19 protein-coding genes are annotated in these 14,257 nt (G+C 53.7%); 11 read left to right on the top strand and 8 right to left on the bottom strand.

The window, feature by feature from the left end:
* Window positions 1–8: 8 nt before the first annotated feature.
* From AB4N74_RS06150 to AB4N74_RS06170, 5 genes are all read left to right on the top strand, one after another.
* Window positions 9–665, top strand: a complete 657-nt coding sequence (locus AB4N74_RS06150) for a DUF2931 family protein (RefSeq protein ID WP_414927523.1) — start codon at window positions 9–11, stop codon at window positions 663–665.
* 286 nt (window positions 666–951) lie between these two features.
* A complete protein-coding gene (locus tag AB4N74_RS06155) occupies window positions 952–1,647 on the top strand; it encodes an AAA family ATPase (RefSeq protein ID WP_460098710.1) in 696 nt (231 codons plus the stop codon).
* Entirely contained in the window at window positions 1,602–2,690 is a 1,089-nt protein-coding gene (locus tag AB4N74_RS06160) for an ATP-dependent nuclease (RefSeq protein WP_460098712.1), read from the top strand. The genes AB4N74_RS06155 and AB4N74_RS06160 overlap by 46 nt, the downstream gene beginning before the upstream one ends.
* Before the next feature lie 149 nt (window positions 2,691–2,839).
* Window positions 2,840–3,460: a tyrosine-type recombinase/integrase gene (locus AB4N74_RS06165; RefSeq protein WP_460098714.1), complete on the top strand. Its 621-nt coding sequence runs from the start codon at window positions 2,840–2,842 to the stop codon at window positions 3,458–3,460.
* A 268-nt stretch (window positions 3,461–3,728) separates the two neighbouring features.
* Window positions 3,729–3,989, top strand: a complete 261-nt coding sequence (locus AB4N74_RS06170) for a hypothetical protein (protein WP_460098716.1) — start codon at window positions 3,729–3,731, stop codon at window positions 3,987–3,989.
* Between the two features lie 506 nt (window positions 3,990–4,495).
* Here AB4N74_RS06170 and AB4N74_RS06175 read toward each other — a convergent pair.
* The 5 genes from AB4N74_RS06175 to AB4N74_RS06195 form a co-directional block, all read right to left on the bottom strand.
* Window positions 4,496–4,957, bottom strand: coding sequence for a hypothetical protein (locus AB4N74_RS06175; RefSeq protein ID WP_460098718.1), 462 nt, complete (start codon window positions 4,955–4,957; stop codon window positions 4,496–4,498).
* A 2-nt stretch (window positions 4,958–4,959) separates the two neighbouring features.
* On the bottom strand, window positions 4,960–5,505 hold the full coding sequence (locus AB4N74_RS06180; protein ID WP_460098720.1) for a hypothetical protein: 546 nt from the start codon (window positions 5,503–5,505) through the stop codon (window positions 4,960–4,962).
* 264 nt (window positions 5,506–5,769) lie between these two features.
* Entirely contained in the window at window positions 5,770–6,876 is a 1,107-nt protein-coding gene (locus AB4N74_RS06185; protein ID WP_460098722.1) for a DNA alkylation repair protein, read from the bottom strand.
* Window positions 6,877–6,878: 2 nt separating this feature from the next.
* Window positions 6,879–7,484: a glutathione S-transferase gene (locus AB4N74_RS06190; protein ID WP_460098724.1), complete on the bottom strand. Its 606-nt coding sequence runs from the start codon at window positions 7,482–7,484 to the stop codon at window positions 6,879–6,881.
* A 61-nt stretch (window positions 7,485–7,545) separates the two neighbouring features.
* The gene (locus AB4N74_RS06195; RefSeq protein ID WP_257358230.1) at window positions 7,546–8,454 is read right to left on the bottom strand and encodes a MurR/RpiR family transcriptional regulator; all 909 of its coding nucleotides are present in this window, start codon (window positions 8,452–8,454) and stop codon (window positions 7,546–7,548) included.
* Between the two features lie 401 nt (window positions 8,455–8,855).
* Here AB4N74_RS06195 and AB4N74_RS06200 point away from each other — a divergent pair, with 401 nt between their 5' ends.
* From AB4N74_RS06200 to AB4N74_RS06210, 3 genes are all read left to right on the top strand, one after another.
* Window positions 8,856–9,260 carry a TraR/DksA family transcriptional regulator gene (locus tag AB4N74_RS06200; protein ID WP_003225981.1) on the top strand — a complete coding sequence of 135 codons (405 nt, stop codon included), beginning with the start codon at window positions 8,856–8,858 and terminating at the stop codon, window positions 9,258–9,260.
* A 608-nt stretch (window positions 9,261–9,868) separates the two neighbouring features.
* Window positions 9,869–11,092, top strand: coding sequence for a methyl-accepting chemotaxis protein (locus AB4N74_RS06205; protein ID WP_460101069.1), 1,224 nt, complete (start codon window positions 9,869–9,871; stop codon window positions 11,090–11,092).
* Between the two features lie 113 nt (window positions 11,093–11,205).
* Entirely contained in the window at window positions 11,206–11,409 is a 204-nt protein-coding gene (locus AB4N74_RS06210; protein ID WP_194934386.1) for a hypothetical protein, read from the top strand.
* Window positions 11,410–11,416: 7 nt separating this feature from the next.
* Here the strand turns inward: AB4N74_RS06210 and AB4N74_RS06215 are convergent, their stop codons facing one another.
* From AB4N74_RS06215 to AB4N74_RS06225, 3 genes are all read right to left on the bottom strand, one after another.
* The gene (locus AB4N74_RS06215) at window positions 11,417–11,653 is read right to left on the bottom strand and encodes a DUF2789 domain-containing protein (protein WP_257358232.1); all 237 of its coding nucleotides are present in this window, start codon (window positions 11,651–11,653) and stop codon (window positions 11,417–11,419) included.
* Between the two features lie 48 nt (window positions 11,654–11,701).
* Complete coding sequence (locus AB4N74_RS06220) at window positions 11,702–11,953, bottom strand: hypothetical protein (protein ID WP_099758699.1); 252 nt, start codon at window positions 11,951–11,953, stop codon at window positions 11,702–11,704.
* 102 nt (window positions 11,954–12,055) lie between these two features.
* Entirely contained in the window at window positions 12,056–12,379 is a 324-nt protein-coding gene (locus tag AB4N74_RS06225; protein ID WP_139213432.1) for a hypothetical protein, read from the bottom strand.
* Between AB4N74_RS06225 and AB4N74_RS06230 the strand changes: the two genes are divergently transcribed.
* The 3 genes from AB4N74_RS06230 (at window position 12,374) to AB4N74_RS06240 (ending at window position 14,161) form a co-directional block, all read left to right on the top strand.
* Window positions 12,374–12,823 (top strand): hypothetical protein, encoded by a 450-nt coding sequence (locus tag AB4N74_RS06230; RefSeq protein WP_175559647.1) that lies wholly within the window; start codon window positions 12,374–12,376, stop codon window positions 12,821–12,823. The two genes, AB4N74_RS06225 and AB4N74_RS06230, sit on opposite strands and share 6 nt — an antisense overlap.
* Window positions 12,820–13,017, top strand: a complete 198-nt coding sequence (locus AB4N74_RS06235) for a hypothetical protein (protein ID WP_460098728.1) — start codon at window positions 12,820–12,822, stop codon at window positions 13,015–13,017. Before AB4N74_RS06230 ends, AB4N74_RS06235 begins: the two co-directional genes overlap by 4 nt.
* Before the next feature lie 127 nt (window positions 13,018–13,144).
* Window positions 13,145–14,161, top strand: coding sequence for an ABC transporter substrate-binding protein (locus AB4N74_RS06240; protein ID WP_460098730.1), 1,017 nt, complete (start codon window positions 13,145–13,147; stop codon window positions 14,159–14,161).
* Window positions 14,162–14,257 lie beyond the last annotated feature (96 nt).

Raw genomic sequence — 14,257 nt, forward strand, 5'->3', positions numbered from 1 at the left:
GTCATCCGATGAAACAACTTAAAACGATGCTTTGTGCCCTGTTGATTAGCGGTTGCCAATCAAACGATCCGCTATCAGCCAAAAACGACCCCAAATCTCCTTGGTGGGAGCTAGGCTTCACCGAACCTTATTACATGAAGGTTTGGGTTGAGGACAGTGCCGTCGAAGACATAAACGGCAAGCTATTCACGCGCACGGGAGGAGGGACGTCCGCTGGCGGAGAACCAGAAAATGGCAAAGAGTCCGCGCGCGGTTGGCATGCGGTAGGCGCGGCTGCGAAACCAGTGATTGGCGCTGACTTGCCCACGCGTATCTACGTGCGCTGGCAATCCATTGTCGAGCCGCAGACTTACAAGATTTGGTTGGATGTGCCTGAGGAGGCGAGGCAACTGATGGTGCAATCGGTCAGTCAGCGGTGCCCGGAAACACCGGAGCAGCAGGCCAGCTATAGCGCATCTATTTATCTGGGACTGGCCCCAGGGGGCGTTGTACAAGTTTTTGTCCGGGACGAGTGCCATCGTCCCGTCAAGGTCGCCAGAGCACAGGCAGAAGTTGAACCGCTAGGGCCTAGTCAAGGTAAGAACCAGGGGCGCTATGCGTATCCCGTCAGCGAAAAATCCAAGCGCTATATCGAGAAACACGACATACCGTACGGGAGTTGGTAGTAGAAAGGCAGTCTCTTGCCTGTCTTTCAGTGGCGCTGTTTTGAGTAATCATCTTTGACAGCTACCGCGTCAATTTTGGTTTCAACGAAGGTCCGCTTTCGGCCAAAAGCGGACATACGATAGTCTCTAAAACATCTATCTTGTTTCTGAAGCTCTGCCCGACGAATGGGAAGGTGAGAGAATGATATTAAATTGACATGCTGATAAATTCGGGCTCACGATTGGTACTGATCTACAGGGAGCGTAGACGTGGCCTTGGATCATTAACGTGTCTGAGGGTTGCAAAATGGCAAAGCAGAAAGCAGCTGTTTTGGAAGCAGTTTCGTTAACCGCACCCGATTCTCCCCGCCCACGCCTACACAAACTAATAATTAAAAACTTTAGATCTATCGGCTCAGAACCTGTCGAAATCGAACTTGACGATATAGTCGTACTCGTCGGCGCGAACAATGCTGGAAAAAGTAGCATTCTAAAAGCGTATGAAACTGTTATGTCTCATGGTTCAAATGACGGGAAATTAAATATTCAAGATTTTCCGAGCGGCATGGTTGATGTTGAAAAACTTCCAAATATTGAATTGCAGACGATAGTTTTTGATAAAGCACCCGGAGACCGCTGGCTAGGCTTGCTACCAAATAACGAATATTTGGTCAGGGAACAATGGACTTGGGAGAATCCTGGCAAAGACCCTATACGCCAAGGTTGGAACGTCCAAAAAGGAAGTTGGGACAAGCAAGTCCCTTGGGGCGCACCTAATATAGCTAATTCAAAGAGACCAAGGCCTCATAGAATTGATGCTTTTGCTTCTCCCGATGACCAAGCTACTGAAATTTCAAAACTGATAACATCATTATTAAAAGACAAGCTAACAAAAATAAAAAGCGATCCCGACCAAGAGAAGTCTGACTATGAGTTGGTAATAGAAAAATCAGAGACTTGCAAACAAAAGCAGTGGCAGCGACAGATAAAGAGGTCAAAGTAATTGAGGCCGAGATCTCCAAATATCTAGACAAATTATTCCCCAATCACCATGTCATGTTTGATGCCAAGTCTGAAATGGACATTGAAAAGGCTTACACTCCCTTCAAGGCCACTACAGATCTTTTAATGGGGCCAAAAGACGGGTACTTGTCGGGTATCGCAAATCAGGGAAGCGGAGCCCGTCGAACGCTTCTGTGGGCGGCATTAAAATATCTCTCGGAAGTAAATGATGGCGAAGGAACCCGGCCTCACGTACTGCTTATGGATGAGCCAGAAATCTGTTTGCACCCTTCAGCTATTCGAGAGGCTCGCGCTGTACTTTACGACCTACCTCAAAGCGGTAATTGGCAAGTAATGATTACATCTCATTCGCCAATATTTATCGATCTATCTCGGGACAACACGACAATAGTTAGAGTGTTCCGTGGCGAGAATGAAAACGTTAAAAGCACCACATTGTTTCGACCTGAACGGGCAAGACTCGATAGTGACGACAAGAAAAATCTGAAGATGCTCAATATTTGCGATCCTTACCTTAATGAGTTCTTTTTTGGAGGCCGACAAGTAATTGTTGAAGGCGATACTGAATACACTGCCTTTTCGATTATAAGAGATATGTATATCGATGAATATAAGGATGTACAAATTATACGCGCTCGTGGCAAGGGGATAATTCCGTCAGTCGCTAAAGTTCTTCTTCAATTCTCTAAACAATTTACTATTTTGCACGACACTGATTCTCCCGAGACAGCCAAAGGAAAAGCCAACCCTGCCTGGGGGATGAATAAAACTATCCAATCGGTTTTTGACTTGGAAAGTGCCAAGGGAAAAATTCGGCTAGTCGCTTGTAAAACCTGTTTTGAAACAGCACTTTTTGGAAGTGAAGAGAAAGATGAAAAGCCGTATCGAGCATTCGTTAAAATTCAAAACGATCACGAAGCTGCGAACAAGGTTAAGGCGCTTTTGGATTTTCTCTTGGATCCTGGTAAGCCAAAGCCAGAGAATTGTATTGAATGGAACAAAGTCGAAGATTTAGTAGCATAAAGTACCCTGCACTTACGCATCAGTTTCGTTGATGCGTAAGGGCGGGGATTTATCCGAGTTCATAGTGACGTCAATTGTCAACTTTTGGCCGGTTAGCGACCCTTTCTCTGGTCAGCCATCCTTGTCCTTCGACACGTGGAGGACTCGTCATGAACATCTTCGCTACCTGCAGCCACCAGCCTTGGAACAAAGGAAAACTGGTCGGGCAGAAAGCTCCACTCAGACTGAGGGATATCTGGGCCATCCGGGTAAGGCTTCAAATTGCAGAACGAACCCGTGATCTTGCGCTCTTCGATCTGGCCATCGACAGCAAGCTTCGGGCCTGCGACTTAACCAAACTTCGTGTGCGCGACGTCGCCCATGGCGAGCACGTATCACCACGTGCCATCGTGATGCAGCAGAAAACGCTGCGGCCAGTGCAATTCGAGATCACCGAACAAACACGGTTTGCTATCGCGGCGTGGATACACCAGGCCCAACTCCGGAGCGAGGACTGCCTTTTTCCGAGCCAGTTGCATACCTCAGACCATCTATCAACACGTCAATACGCACGTATCGTCAAAGGCTGGGTGGAAGCAGTTGGCCTTGATCCAGCAATGTATGGCACTCACACAATGAGGCGTACGAAGGCATCGCTGATCTATCGCAGGACGAAGAATCTGCGAGCGGTTCAACTGCTGCTTGGCCATACGAAGCTGGAGAGCACCGTTCGATATCTGGGAATTGAAGTCGACGACGCCCTAGAGATGGCGGAACAGACCGAGGTCTGAATATGCATAGCGACGGTTGAGCCCTGACCGTCGCTAACCGTCCAAAAGCAGACCGTAGACACAGCGCTCGTGGCACCGTAATGTGCGCAGAGGTCATGACGTTTTCCCTCCTGAGTAAATGTCGCGCTCGCTGATGCGACACTCAAGTAGATCAAGGAGTTACGCACAAACAAGGAAAGTTACCAGGTAAAGTGGAACAAAATATTACTCATTTTTATCGTCTACTTTTTAATTAGGCGTTTAACTTAGCAGAAGAAAGGAGAAGTCTGTGTTTGCCAATATTGTATTCAACAATTTCCCCGGAATTGACGCTCGAATCAACGAAGATCCAGTACTGTCTTTCAAGAACGTTCTTATATATGAACTGGTAAACTCATCATTCCCAAACGACATAGTACAAACCATCAACGGAGAGTACGCCGCGACTTTCCGACATATCGCTTTAGATACCAATGGAAATGGCTATCTTTTCGATTACAAAAATAAAGAACTCGCATCCCCTCTTGGCCCATGTACTTACGCCGCTTAACAACTGGCTCAGATCGTTCGCTTCGCTCACTCGGGACCGGCTTCGCCGGTCCCTTACCAAAACGTTAGCTACTCCAGTCAATGACTGTTTATGGCCGAAAGCAGACCTGGCTGGGGGATGGGCCGGATGATCGGTGAAAGCGTTTTAGGGCATATTTAGGGCAAATCGGAGGCCGCTGTAGGCCGCAGAGAACCCAAACGCGTGACCTGAATGCCCGATATTTTGGGCCTGAAGCGGTCTGCAAAGATATTAGAAGGGGTTCGAATCCCTATCCCGCATATTGAGTCGCTGCAATGGGTGGTTAGCTAGCCACTTCATCCACTCCCCAAAGGCCCATGCTCGCCCGCTTCAATTGCTCATCGAGTGATTCCCATGCGAAACCGACATTGCGGATAATTATCCCGATGATCTCCACAAGCCGTTGCATCTGCTCTAGGGTTGGGTAACAGCTTGCCGATCCGAGCTGAGGCAGTACAGCGAAAAGCCCATTACAGCACACTTCAAGTTTACTTAAATGCGCCGCGCCCCAACTCAATGCGATCTACAAATTTATGGATATCCGCAAGGTACTTATCCACTTTTACATCAGAGACGGACTTTTCTGAATCTCTCTCTTGGTACCCATGAGCGATATTATTTCTAATATTTGCGAGTCTTCGAAAATCCTGTACGGCTGGTGAGTCAAGGAGTCCAAGTTCCTCTGCTCGCTGAAGTTTTTTGGATAAACTACTTTCGCGTAAATTTACCGCTTCATCTAAAAGTGTCTCTAGACTGGAGTATGCTAACAGCATACTTGGCAAGTCAGCGCCAGCATCTTTTGCCCTGTCCGCTGCCTTCAGCAAATCTTTATATCCTTGAAAGTGATTTTTTCCCGCTCGAAGAAACAGTTTCATAACCGCAAAGACGCTTGATGCCGCAAGGCCCGAAACTATACCTAACGCTATAGCTATCATGCTAAATTCTTCCATAATTAGCGTCCCGCCATGACAAAATAAATACAAGAGCTTAAATTCGCAACACCTAGAAAAACAATTGCAATCATGCTTAATCTTTTAAAGCGCACTTGAGTATTTGTAACTAATATTTCTCTCCACCAGTATAGCCCCATCCACAAAAAAAGAGACAATAATGTTGTGGCCAGCAGAATGGGATAGTTGCTTGGCGAGGAAAACAACCAAGGGCTAATCACCTTTTTGACAGGTTCGGCCGCATAGAAAAAAGATAAAAATATAGTAATAATTAATGTAAGGGACAGGAATGAAAATTCGGGGCCTGGTATTACGGACGTAGTAAGTTCTCGCTTAGCAGTGAGCTGAGCCTGCCGCCCAGCCGTCTGGATGGAAGCAAGTCGATCGGCCTCCTTTCCTTTATAAGTCGCTGCGGCAAAAGCCATTGCGGCAATAGAGCGGTTCTCAGCCTGATGCCGAACGACCGCCCACTTAGCAATAATGATGCCAATTGTCTCAATAAATACCAACAAAACTGATATTCCACCTGAAATTATCACGTCCAGCATTTAGTCTGTTCCATTCGTATAATCCTGTTGATCCATTGGCCATGGCTAAATGCCATATGTTGAGTGATATTTTGGGGAATGTGAATCGCCCTATTCTCGTAGACAGTATCAGGCATCATTTTGCGGCCAGAAATTGTACTCGGTCGTGTCAACTTCTGGCCGCAAGGTGCCGCTCTCAAACGTCTGCTTTTGGCCGAAAGCTGCCCCATCCGTAATTTTCTATCAGTCCGAGTACTGCCAGATCAGCGGAATCCATTAGCGGTATCAATCAGCGACGATGTCGAATTTGGCACTCCCCAACACCTCTCCATTAACCATCACCCGCACCCCATGCCGCCCCACAAAATGCTTCCGCGTCGTAAAGTCCCTAATCACCTGCCGCCTCCCCACAACCACACTACCAAACCCCGCCAAAACCACCGTCTTCAACTTAAAAACCTTCCCCGAAACCCCACCATTCGCCTTCACATAGTCAATCGCATAATCAATCACCAACCGCTGCTCATGCGCCACCGTCGACTTCACTACAAACGACAACGTAATCGCTTCCCCCAACCGCACCACCGCCGGTTCAACCCGCACATGCAACAACTCAACCTCAGCCTTCGCCCCCGCACCAATCACCGTCAGCGCCCGCAAATCCCCCTGCTTGATCAAACTCCTCAAAGCATGCTTCGCAATCCAACCCGTGTGCTTGTTCTCCAACGACCAACCTTCAATCGTGTCCAGCACCCACTCCGGATGCACCTTCGTCACATCATTCAAATGATTCGCCACGGACTTGCGCACGTACAAACTCTCATCCGCCTTCAACCGATCGAGTATCCCGGCGGCCAACTGCGGATCGGCCTGAACCGCTTCCAACCGAAACGACCAAGGCAGGCGAGGGCGGCTGCCTTCGCTGGCGAGTCGTCGGACGTGGTGGTTCTCATCGCGGGTCCAGTCGTGCATCAGCTCTAACGACCGTTCCAGGTCGCTGCGCAAAAAGTGGCGGATGGCGAATTCGGAGGAGCCGAAGGTGGTGAAGTACTTCAGGGCGTCCATCGAGGTGTCGAACGCATGTCCGCCGTAACTCGCGACGTAGTGCGGCAGGCACATGCTGACGAATCCGCTGTTCAGCCGTGGTGCGAGTTCGAAAAGCACTTCTAGGGAATCTTGGTAATCCAGCGGCAACACGGCGTGCAGGCTTTCGCTGACACGCGCCATGCGTTGCATCACCGATAATTCGGCGAGTCCGTCCTGGGCGTGTTTGAGAAACGCCTTGGCCTTGAACGCCGGGTACACGGCGCTCATTTCGCTGGCGATGTGCTGCAAGCGTTCGGCGTTGAAGATTTCCTTTAACGCCGGGGCGGCGGTTTCGGTGGTGCTCATGGTCAGGTCATCGGGGTGCTGACGAACGCTTCGAGGGTTTCGGCGTAGGCGGTGTATTGAGCGATGTGTGGGTAGCGGCGGGTGTCGATCTGGTCGGGGACGACGAGGTCGGTGAAGCTCCAGGCGACGGCGAGGCTGATGCCGGCCTGGGTGAGGGTGCCGTCGGTGGGCAGGCCGGTTTTTTCCAGTTCTTGCTCGAGGGCGGTGAACGCGGCGGCGAGTTGGCCTTCGACGCGTTCGACCCACGGCTGGTATTGAATGTCGGCTGGGCGCAGGTTGCGTTCGTAATAAAGTTGCACGGCTTTTTCGCAGGCGGCGAGGCTGAGGCCGATCAGGCGCAGGGCGTGGGCGCGTTGTTTCAGTTCGGTCGGCAGCAGGCTTTTGCCGGAACTTGCTTCGAGGTAATCGAGGATGAGGGTCGAGTCCATCAGGACCGCGCCGTCGTCGAGGATCAGTGTTGGGGCTTTGACCACCGGGTTGATCTGCTGGAATTGCTCGAAGTGGCGGAACACCGAGACTGACTCGTGTTCGAGGTCGATGCCAAGGCGTTTGGCGGAGATCGCCACGCGGCGCACGTAAGGGGAGTCCAGCATGCCGATCAGTTTCATGACGCGTTCCTTCAAGTCAAACCGGTGGGAAGGCATAACCTAGCCGACGCTGAGGCAATTGTCAGTCGTCGAAGCCGGGTTGTTCGTGAATCTCATCGACATTCAGTTCCAGCCGATACGCCACAGCCACAAACAACGCCTGGCACAAACACAACGTCGCACTCAGCGAACGAAAGGCGAGGGCGCTGCCTTCGTTGACCAGCAATACGCTGTTGGCGAGTTTCGCCAGCGGCGAGAGCTGGCTGTCGGTGAGGATCAGGGTGTTGGCCTGTTGCTGGCGGGCGAAGCGCAGGCAGTGTTGGGTTTCCTTGGCGTAGGGCACGAAGCTGATGGCGATGACCAGATCGTTCGCGCGCACGCTGCGCATTTGCTCGCGATAGCTACCGCCTAGCCCGGACACCAGATGAATTCGTTTCTGAGTGTGTTGCAAGTTGTAAACGAGGTAGTCGGCGACGGCGAAGGAGCGGCGCACGCCGACGACATAAATGTTGTCGGCGTTGACGATCAGGTCGACGGCTTTTTCGAAGGCGGCGTCGTCGAGTTCGCGGCCCAGGCGTTCGATGCCGGAGCGGGTGGCATCGATGCATTCGCGGGCGAGGTCGCCGGCGCTGACTTGCTGCGACTGGTTAGCGATCATGTTGCGGATGCGTTGCTGGTAGTTTTGCACCGGTGAGGCTTTGTGCGTGTAGGCGCTGCGGAACAAGGCCTGCATTTCGCTGAAGCCGCTGAAACCGAAGCGTTGCGAGAAGCGCACGATGGCGGACGGGTGCACTTCGCACTCGCGGGCGATGTCGCTGATGCGGTCGACCATGATCCGGTCGCTCTGCTGGCTGATGTAACTGGCGATGCGTTTGAGCTGGCGCGGCAGGGCGTCGTATTCGTCGGTGATCAGTTGCAGCAGGCGCTCGGCATTGATCGGGGGGCTGGCGAGTGAAACCTCGTCGATGGCCGGCAGATCGGGGCGGGGCATAGGTCATCCTTCAGGCTGATTGATCACACGGTGGGCCTGATATTAGGGGGGCTTTTGCGGTTCTGCTTTGCTGAAACGATGCAGTGCGTGGTAAAAAACTGCGTCTGGGCGCTGCGTGGTTAGCCGTTTGTCTTCTATATACAGCCGCTCGACTGAATTTCTTGCTATAAACGCACTCCGATGGCCGTGTGAACCCTGTGTCAGAGCAGTTTCCGGGCGTTGTCGGACAAATTCCCTGTATTTACAGTTGCTGAGGCCTCGATCGGGCCTTAGACTGCCGCCCCTCGTAAATTGAGTGCCGGGTGGCATTTGCAATAAACGATGCCTTTTCGCCGACCGCACGCGGTTCGCCGAAACGCTCCCTAATTCGCCTTAATGCACGTTTTTTTATAGAGATATCAATGACAAAGGACAAGTTGCTGGCCATGCCGGCAGATGACTACATGAATGCAGAGCAGCACGCTTTCTTCACTGAGCTGTTGCAGAACATGAAAGTCGAAACCCACGAGCGCATTGAGCAAAACCGTATCGCCATCGAAAGCCTGGACACCCCGGCTGACCCGGCGGACGCGGCTTCGGTTGAAGAAGAGCGCACTTGGCTGGTGAACGCGATCGATCGCGACCAGCGCATGCTGCCGCAACTGGAACAAGCCCTTGAGCGCATCAAGGAAGACAGCTTTGGCTGGTGCGATGACAGCGGCGAGGCCATTGGCCTGAAGCGCCTGCTGATCAGCCCGACCACCAAGTACTGCATCGAAGCTCAAGAGCGTCACGAGCAGATCGACAAGCACCAGCGTCAGGCCTGATTCTGTGGGGTGACCCTTTCAACAGGGCACCTTGAAAAGATCGCAGCCTTCGGCAGCTCCTACATGGGCGTTGCTGAAGGCTGCGATCTTTGTTTTTGCTCGTCTGCAATAAGCCCGCGCCGTTCCATTGACCTGCCACAGACCCCACGACTAACGGACCATGGATAATGGCGTTGTAGTGGCGTTTAATGCAGTCACAATAATGAGAACAAGCGTGGGGTGTTGATATGACGAGAGACGGATCTCTGGTTGGGGCTTTGCCTGCACCAGTGCTTTTGCCGAAAAACCGCTGGATCGCGCCGACCCTGCAAAGCATCGCCCTGATGCTGTTGCTGGCCGGCATGACGCTGGGTGGATGGTCGCTGTACATTGGCATGCCGCTAGCGGTGCTGATTGTCTGGCTGCCGCGCCTGCGCTCCCGCGCTATCCCCGATGCCCAGCCTGCCGATACCGGCAGCGCAATGTCCGACCTGACCCGCGACCTTTCCTACACCACCAGTCATAACGCGTTGTCGGCGGCCGGCGTGGCGTTTTCGGTGAAGGAACTGGCGAGCAAACTCGAATCGCAACTCGATGCGGCGGCGCAGATCGTCAGCAACGCCGAGGTGATGATCGCGACTGAACACGCCACTTCACAACTCAGCCGTGCCGCGCTTGAAGCAGCCAGTCAGGCGCATCACAGCAGCGCGGCGGGGCGCACGGAACTGGTGGACTCGATCGCGCGCATGCATCAGCTCAGTCAGCGCGCCAATGCCAGCCGTGAATTGATCGAAGCCTTGAGCCTGCGCAGTGACGATATTCAGCGCGTGACCCTGGTGATTCAGTCGATTGCCAGTCAAACCAATCTGCTCGCATTGAACGCGGCGATCGAGGCAGCGCGAGCCGGAGAGCATGGTCGCGGTTTTGCCGTGGTCGCGGATGAGGTGCGTGGATTAGCGGCGCGCACGGCGTCGGCCACCGGTGAAGTGGGTGAGATGGTCGCCGACATTCAACAACGCACGGCGCAGGTGGTGGAGCAGATTCGCGAGTTGTCGAGTGATCTGCAGATCGGTGTCGAGCAGGTCGAACACACCGGCCAGCATCTGCAGAACATCGCGCGACTGGCCGCCGGAGTGGAAACTCAGGTCGGTGAAATCGCCCAGGGCGCGGAAACCAATCGCGAGCAACTCGACAGCCTGTTCAAGGCCATCGAGCAGATGCGCAGCGATCTGGCGATCAGCGATCAACAGACTCGCCGTCTCGCTGAAGCGGCGGTGCAAATGGAAGGGCAGGCGGAAACCATCAGCGAGCGGCTGGCCGAAGTCGGTCTGGATGACTATCACCAGCGCATCTACGATCTGGCCCGCGAAGGGGCGAGCCAGATTGCCGCGCGGTTCGAGGCGGATGTCGAACAAGGAAAGATTAGCCTGGAGGATCTGTTTGATCGCCAGTATCAACCGATCCCGAATACCCAACCGGCGAAGTTTCAGACCCGTTTCGACCGTTACACCGATCAGGTGCTGCCGGCGATTCAGGAGCCATTGTTGCCGCGTCACGAGGGGTTGGTGTTCGCCATTGCCTGCACGCAGCAAGGTTATGTGCCGACGCACAATCAGCTCTTCAGTCAGCCGTTGACTGGCGATGCGCAGGTCGATGCGGTGAACAATCGCACCAAACGCAAGTTCGCGGATCGCACCGGTATTCGCTGCGGCAGCCATCAGCAACCGGTGCTGTTGCAGACTTACACCCGCGACACCGGTGAACTGATGCATGACCTGTCGGTGCCAATCACGATCAAGGGGCGGCACTGGGGTGGATTGCGTTTGGGCTATAAGCCGGAGAAACCGCGCTGAGGGATTGTTACTTGCGGTGCAATGAATCTGTGCACGGAGCTTGCTGTTTCCGCTCGAAAGAAACCATTAATCTGCCCGCTTAGTTAGGTTGCTAATGATTTCGGGAGGACTGCATGCAGTGCAGAGTTGATGTTGCTGTGATGATCGGCAGTGGCGTGCCGGCCGGTTTGCGCGCAATGGGGCAGAGTGTCTGCTGGGTGGTTTTGCTCAATGGCGAGCGTCGCGGCACCGCGTTTGCCAGTCGCAACGAGGCCGAGGAGTGCAAGGCTGCGTGGCTCGCGCAGTTGCACGCCGAGCCGGGTGACAGCCTTCACTGAGCCCTGGTTATTTGCCTCGGTGCAGGCGGACATTCAGTTCATCGACCATCACCGCTTCCTCTCCATCGGCCCTTAGCCATTCCTTGAGCAGTTGCGCCTGTTGCGGTGACCAGAAATCGGCGTCAATCAGTTTAATGTTGGCGTCCAGTGGATGTGCCTCGATGAAATCGTCGATTGCGTTACCTTCTGAAGGCAACCCCAGTTGATCGAACAGGGTTTTCAGATCGTATGCTGGCAGTTCCATCGTGTACTCCTTCAATAGGCGCCGGTAGGGCGCAGTTGATCGCTCTCTTTATCTGAGGCATCCACTCGCCAGGAGTTCGATCTTTGACTCAAGTGAGCGGGCGAGGGCGCAGGCTTCGTTGTGATCTTCACGGAAACCTCTTACGCGCCCGGTCGATGTTTCCTTTATATGGAAGAAGGCGTTGCCGGCGGGTACCACTTGGAAACGCGGGTAATCGTCGTTGATCGTGGTGGCACTTAGTATCAGCGGCGATTCGATCCGGGCGTCAACGGTCATGGCAAAGTGAGTCCGAGTGCACATATGAAGTCCTTTTCATCAGTTGGCCGGTATTTACCGGCCGTTTCGGGTAGTCGGAATGAGCATCGCTGCTCTAGAATCGCCAGTACCTGTTGACGACAGGGCTTATCTAAAGCAATTTTTCGCCAGCGATATGTCGGAGAAGTGCTTTTTTTCGTGAGAATTTTCCCTAAAGTTCGTAGTCAGACTGCTCTTGCCGACGCTGAGGATTTTTCCTTCAGGTTTTGGCGACATCGGGATGAGTTTCCCGAGTGACAATCCAGTAGTCTTACCAACCTCGCGTTGAATGAGCACTCTGCTCGATTCGGGCTTTATTGATTTGTTTGCAGTGACATCGGCCTGGCCGTTTTTTTGCCGTGCGCGTTTTCCGTGTGCGGTTTTTTCAGATGTGGGGATGTTTCTTTGGCAGTCAGTAATCTCGATATGCATGCTTTGTTCGTGTTGGGTGATTTGCGTGCAAAGCTGGTCAAGCTGTTCCAGTCGCGTTTTGTTTACATCACCGAGCAGAACGCCGAAGGCATTTACGTGGCCGAGATCGACACCGAAAGTGCCTTGGTGGTCGATGACAAACCGGGGCTCAAGCTCAAGGTCGGCGATCATTTCAGTGCATCGGTCTTGCCCAGCCGCGAAGGCGGCAAGATGGATCTGCGTTTTCGCGAAATCAAACTCACGGTCTATGGACTGGGCGATTACGCTTTCGTCGATACCGCTGACGGGCACGCCATCCTGTTCAAGGAAGGCCATAGCGTGGTGACCGTGTTCGCCGCCCATGAGCAATTGCAGGAAGGCCTGACCAAGACGCTGAAAGCCGTTACGGCCAAAGCCGCCAAGTGGCGCAAGGGCGAACTGGTGACGTTCAAGGCCAGCGAGTGAGCCGCGCGGATTTCCATTCGCAGAACCTCGACACTGCACGCGAGGAAGCCCAGCGGTTGTTCGCCGCCAAGGCGCAACTGCAAGGTGCCTGGCTGAATTGGGTGGCTGCGCAGATCTATCAGTTGCGCCCCGCGGAATACGCCAGCATGGTCAGACGCGAGCTGCAAAGCCTGCAGGAAAAGTCTGATTCATAACCTCGTCCGCAGCATGGCCCGGAAAAAGCAGGAACCTCGGCTACAGTCAGTTGACTGAGTATTCAGAGGCTTGCGGTCTTCTGTCAGGCCATCCTGCCATTGCTGTGAACAGCACGAGGTGCAATGCATGAACGGATTTCGACGGTTATTGGCCGCCAGCGTGTCCACGTTTGGTTTGCTGACATCAGCGCCATCGGTGCTGGCCGCGCAGGCGCCGATCCATTTTGCCGACCTGAACTGGGAAAGCGGCAGCCTGATTACCGATGTTCTGCGGGTCATCGTCGAGAAGGGCTACGGCTTGCCGACCGACACCTTGCCCGGCACTACCATCACGCTGGAAACCGCCTTGGCCAACAATGACATTCAGGTCATTGGCGAGGAGTGGGCCGGGCGCAGTCCGGTGTGGGTCAAGGCTGAGGCCGAAGGCAAAGTCGTCAGCCTCGGTGACACGGTCAAGGGCGCCACCGAAGGCTGGTGGGTGCCGGAGTACGTGATCAAGGGCGACCCGGCCAAAGGCATCAAGCCGCTGGCGCCAGATCTGCGCAGCGTCAGTGATCTGAAAAAGTACAAGGACGTGTTCAAGGACCCGGAAACCCCGAGCAAGGGGCGTTTCCTCAATAGTCCGATCGGGTGGACGTCGGAAGTGGTCAACAAGCAGAAGTTGACGGCTTATGGTCTGCAGGACGATTACACCAATTTCCGCAGTGGCTCCGGTGCGGCACTGGACGCTGAGATCAGTTCTTCGATTCGTCGCGGTAAGCCGGTGCTGTTTTACTACTGGTCGCCAACACCGCTTCTGGGCAAGTTCAAACTGGTGCAACTGGAAGAGCCGCCATTTGATGCCGAAGCCTGGAAGACGCTAACCGATGCGGATAATCCCAATCCGAAACCGACCCGGTCGCTGGCTTCGAAGCTGTCGATTGGTGTGTCGACGCCGTTCCAGAAGCAGTATCCGCAGATTGCCGAATTCTTCAGCAAAGTGGACTTTCCGATCGAGCCGTTGAACAAGGCGTTGGCCGAGATGAGCGAGAAGCACACGGCGCCGCGTGATGCGGCGGTGGCCTTCATGAAGGCCCACCCGGATGTGTGGCAGGCGTGGTTGCCGAAGGATGTGGCGGAGAAGGTTTCGGCTGATCTTAAATAGAGGCCGTAGCGGCCGGCCTCTTCGCGAGCAAGCTCGCTCCCACAATGGATATGTGTCGTTCACAACACTGTGGGAGCGAGCTTGCTCGCGAAGCTC

The organism is Pseudomonas sp. H3_C08, assembly GCF_054669455.1.

Bases quoted from the DNA above. Each gene is read 5' to 3' on its own strand.
- AB4N74_RS06150 (WP_414927523.1), top strand. From the start codon at position 9: ATGAAACAACTTAAAACGATGCTTTGTGCCCTGTTGATTAGCGGTTGC.
- AB4N74_RS06155 (WP_460098710.1), top strand. From the start codon at position 952: ATGGCAAAGCAGAAAGCAGCTGTTTTGGAAGCAGTTTCGTTAACCGCA.
- AB4N74_RS06165 (WP_460098714.1), top strand. From the start codon at position 2,840: ATGAACATCTTCGCTACCTGCAGCCACCAGCCTTGGAACAAAGGAAAA.
- AB4N74_RS06175 (WP_460098718.1), bottom strand. From the start codon at position 4,957: ATGGAAGAATTTAGCATGATAGCTATAGCGTTAGGTATAGTTTCGGGC.
- AB4N74_RS06180 (WP_460098720.1), bottom strand. From the start codon at position 5,505: ATGCTGGACGTGATAATTTCAGGTGGAATATCAGTTTTGTTGGTATTT.
- AB4N74_RS06185 (WP_460098722.1), bottom strand. From the start codon at position 6,876: ATGAGCACCACCGAAACCGCCGCCCCGGCGTTAAAGGAAATCTTCAAC.
- AB4N74_RS06190 (WP_460098724.1), bottom strand. From the start codon at position 7,484: ATGAAACTGATCGGCATGCTGGACTCCCCTTACGTGCGCCGCGTGGCG.
- AB4N74_RS06195 (WP_257358230.1), bottom strand. From the start codon at position 8,454: ATGCCCCGCCCCGATCTGCCGGCCATCGACGAGGTTTCACTCGCCAGC.
- AB4N74_RS06200 (WP_003225981.1), top strand. From the start codon at position 8,856: ATGACAAAGGACAAGTTGCTGGCCATGCCGGCAGATGACTACATGAAT.
- AB4N74_RS06205 (WP_460101069.1), top strand. From the start codon at position 9,869: ATGATCGCGACTGAACACGCCACTTCACAACTCAGCCGTGCCGCGCTT.
- AB4N74_RS06210 (WP_194934386.1), top strand. From the start codon at position 11,206: ATGCAGTGCAGAGTTGATGTTGCTGTGATGATCGGCAGTGGCGTGCCG.
- AB4N74_RS06215 (WP_257358232.1), bottom strand. From the start codon at position 11,653: ATGGAACTGCCAGCATACGATCTGAAAACCCTGTTCGATCAACTGGGG.
- AB4N74_RS06220 (WP_099758699.1), bottom strand. From the start codon at position 11,953: ATGTGCACTCGGACTCACTTTGCCATGACCGTTGACGCCCGGATCGAA.
- AB4N74_RS06230 (WP_175559647.1), top strand. From the start codon at position 12,374: ATGCATGCTTTGTTCGTGTTGGGTGATTTGCGTGCAAAGCTGGTCAAG.
- AB4N74_RS06225 (WP_139213432.1), bottom strand. From the start codon at position 12,379: ATGCATATCGAGATTACTGACTGCCAAAGAAACATCCCCACATCTGAA.
- AB4N74_RS06240 (WP_460098730.1), top strand. From the start codon at position 13,145: ATGAACGGATTTCGACGGTTATTGGCCGCCAGCGTGTCCACGTTTGGT.